The sequence below is a fragment of the Streptomyces aurantiacus JA 4570 genome (assembly GCF_000414115.1).
GTDB lineage: Bacteria > Actinomycetota > Actinomycetes > Streptomycetales > Streptomycetaceae > Streptomyces > Streptomyces aurantiacus_A.
Genome location: NZ_AOPZ01000372.1, coordinates 1 through 3,291, shown reverse-complemented (window position 1 = coordinate 3,291; position 3,291 = coordinate 1). Strand labels below are relative to the sequence as shown.

The 3,291-nt window shown below is 72.8% G+C and carries 2 protein-coding genes and 1 riboswitch; of the genes, one reads left to right on the top strand and one right to left on the bottom strand.

Annotated features, from left to right (window positions below):
* Nucleotides 1-272: 272 nt before the first annotated feature.
* A complete protein-coding gene (rocD, locus tag STRAU_RS31060) occupies nucleotides 273-1,475 on the bottom strand; it encodes an ornithine--oxo-acid transaminase (protein WP_016644379.1) in 1,203 nt (400 codons plus the stop codon).
* A gap of 195 nt (nucleotides 1,476-1,670) precedes the next feature.
* Nucleotides 1,671-1,761, top strand: a riboswitch (ZMP/ZTP riboswitch).
* A 42-nt stretch (nucleotides 1,762-1,803) separates the two neighbouring features.
* Here rocD and STRAU_RS31055 point away from each other — a divergent pair.
* On the top strand, nucleotides 1,804-3,081 hold the full coding sequence (locus STRAU_RS31055) for a serine hydroxymethyltransferase (protein WP_037663059.1): 1,278 nt from the start codon (nucleotides 1,804-1,806) through the stop codon (nucleotides 3,079-3,081).
* Nucleotides 3,082-3,291 lie beyond the last annotated feature (210 nt).

Genomic DNA, 3,291 nt, shown 5'->3' with positions numbered 1-3,291 from the left:
CGCCGCCCTCCTCGGCGAGGCCGCCGCCCTGCGCGCGGCCGAGGGCACGCCGCTGCCCCCGGCGGAACGCGCCGACGTCGACCGCGCCACCGCCCGCTCCCGGGCGGCCTTGGGCGTCACCGCGTTCGAGGATGCGTACGAGGTTACGAACAACGTCGCGTAGGAGACGCGCCCCGTAAGGGGCGCGGGGCGGTATCGACATGCGGCTCCGCCGCGGGGCGCGCCCAGCCCCCACCGGCCCGCACGAAGACGCCGCACATCCAGCGAAGCGCTCAGGCGAGGACCGAGCGAAGCTGGTCGAGCCCCCAGTCCAGATCCTCCTTGCTGATCACCAGCGGCGGCGCGATCCGGATCGTCGAGCCGTGGGTGTCCTTCACCAGGACCCCGCGGTCCATGAGCTTCTCGGAGATCTCGCGGCCGGTGCCGTGCGCCGGGTCGATGTCGACGCCCGCCCACAGGCCCCGCCCGCGCACCTCGGTGACCTTGCCGGTGCCCACGAGGAGGCCCAGCTCCGCGTGCAGGTGCTCGCCCAGCTCCGTGGCCCGCTGCTGGAACTCGCCGGTGTTCAGCATCGCGACGACCTCAAGGGCCACCGCGCACGCCAGCGGATTCCCGCCGAACGTCGACCCGTGCTCGCCCGGCCGGAACACCCCGAGCACGTCCGCGTCCGCCACCACCGCCGACACCGGCACCACACCCCCGCCGAGCGCCTTGCCCAGCAGATACGCGTCCGGGACCACGCCCTCGTGCTCGCACGCGAACGTCCGGCCCGTCCGGCCGAGCCCCGACTGGATCTCGTCCGCGATGAACAGCATGTTGTAGTCGCTGGTGAGCTCCCGGACGCCGGGGAGATAGCCGGGCGGCGGCACCAGGACCCCCGCCTCGCCCTGGATCGGCTCGATCAGCACCGCCACCGTGTCGTCCGTGACGGCCTCGCGCAGCGCGTCCAGGTCGCCGAACGGCACGATGTCGAAGCCCGGCGTGTACGGGCCGTAGTCCGCGCGCGCCTCGGGGTCCGTGGAGAAGCTGACGATCGTCGTCGTACGGCCGTGGAAGTTGTCCGCCGCCACCACGATCCGCGCCCGGCCGTCCGGCACGCCCTTGACGCGATACCCCCACTTCCGCGCCGTCTTCACGGCCGTCTCCACGGCCTCCGCGCCCGTGTTCATCGGCAGCACCATGTCCTTGCCGCACAGTTCGGCGAGGCGCGCGCAGAACTCCGCGAACCGGTCGTGGTGGAACGCCCGCGACGTCAGCGTCACGCGCTCCAACTGCTGCTTGGCCGCCTCGATCAGGCGGCGGTTGCCGTGGCCGAAGTTGAGCGCCGAATACCCGGCGAGCATGTCCAGGTAGCGGCGTCCCTCCACGTCCGTCATCCAGGCGCCCTCCGCCGACGCGACCACGAGCGGCAGGGGGTGGTAGTTGTGCGCGCTGTGCGCTTCGGCCGAGGCGATGAGGTCTTCCGTAGCAGTCACGGGGGCTCCGTTTCTCGCGGGCGCACGTCGTTGTGCGCACTTTTTCCGGCTGTTCACGGCGCGATGCGCGTTCTTCCGGGACAGGACGGGCACGTGGCGCCGTTCCTGTCGTTGCTTCCTATCGTCGCTCGCATCCTGGACGAACGACCTGGGCGAAGGACCACGACACGGTGGAGCGCCCGATAGGCTGGATTTTCACAGCACGGCGACTGGCGCACAGGGAATCGACCCTGAGGAAGCCGTGCGAGGCAACGCCTTCGAGGTGCCGCCCGCCTGGGCACCCCGGGACCACGACCGGACACACTCACCGCTCGCCCCGGAGGACGCCATGACGCAGCCCCCTGCCCACCAGCACCCGGCTCTCGCCGCCGCCGACCCCGAACTCGCCGCCCTCGTCGGGGCCGAGGAACGCCTCCAGGCCGACACGCTCCGCCTGATCCCCAGCGAGAACTACGTCTCCGCCGCCGTCCTCGAAGCCTCCGGCACGGTCCTGCAGAACAAGTACAGCGAGGGCTATCCCGGCCGCCGCTACTACGAGGGTCAGCAGAACATCGACCAGGTCGAGCGCCTCGCCGCCGCCCGCGCCAAGGCCCTCTTCGGCACCGACCACGCCAACGTCCAGCCCTACTCCGGCTCCCCGGCCAACCTCGCCGTCTACCTCGCCTTCGCCGAGCCCGGCGACACCGTCATGGGCATGGCCCTGCCGATGGGCGGCCACCTCACCCACGGCTGGGGCGTGTCGGCCACCGGCAAGTGGTTCCGCGGCGTGCAGTACGGAGTACGGGAGGACACCGGCCTCGTCGACTTCGACGCCGTACGCGAACTCGCCCTGAAGGAGCGGCCGAAGCTGATCTTCTGCGGTGGCACCGCCCTGCCCCGCACCATCGACTTCGCCGCCTTCGCCGAGATCGCCCGGGAGGCGGGCGCCGTGCTCGTCGCCGACATCGCCCACATCGCGGGGCTCATCGCCGGCGGCGCCCACCCCTCACCCGTGCCGCACGCCGACGTGATCTCCACGACCACCCACAAGACCCTGCGCGGCCCGCGCGGCGCGATGCTGCTCGCCCGCGAGGAGCACGCCAAGGCCATCGACAAGGCCGTCTTCCCCGGTCTCCAGGGCGGTCCCCACAACCAGACCACCGCCGCCATCGCCGTCGCCCTGCACGAAGCCTCCCAGCCCTCCTTCCGCGACTACGCCCACGCCGTCGTCGCCAACGCCCGGGCCCTCGCCGACGCCCTGCTCGCCCGCGGCTTCGACCTCGTCTCCGGCGGCACCGACAACCACCTGATCCTGATGGACCTCACCCCCAAGGACGTCCCCGGCAAGGTCGCCGCGAAGGCCCTCGACCGGGCCGGGATCGTCGTCAACTACAACACCGTCCCCTACGACCCCAGGAAGCCGTTCGACCCCTCCGGTGTCCGCATCGGCACTCCCTCCCTCACCTCCCGCGGCCTCGGCACCGCGCACATGGACACCGTCGCCGACTGGATCGACCGCGGTGTCCGCGCCGCCGGGGCCGGCGACGAGGACGCGCTCCTGAAGATCCGCGGCGAGGTGGCCGAGCTGATGGCGGCGTTCCCGGCACCGGGGCTGCCCACGGCCTGAGCGGCGGGGGCGCACGGGTGGTCAGACTTCCCGGGCCCCCGGCGCAGGCGGCCACGCGGCCGGTCAGGCGTCGACCAGCTCCTGGCCGGGCGGCTCCCCCTGGGTGCGGCGGCGGAACCAGTGCAGGGCACCCGCTCCTGCCGCCGCGCCCACGGCCGCGCTCGGTATCGCCCACCGCCAGCCGGAGTCGCCCCCGCCCCCGCCCCCGCC

What these genes read in the sequence shown, in the direction of transcription:
- STRAU_RS31055 (WP_037663059.1), top strand. Translation starts at nt 1,804, where the DNA reads ATGACGCAGCCCCCTGCCCACCAGCACCCGGCTCTCGCCGCCGCCGAC.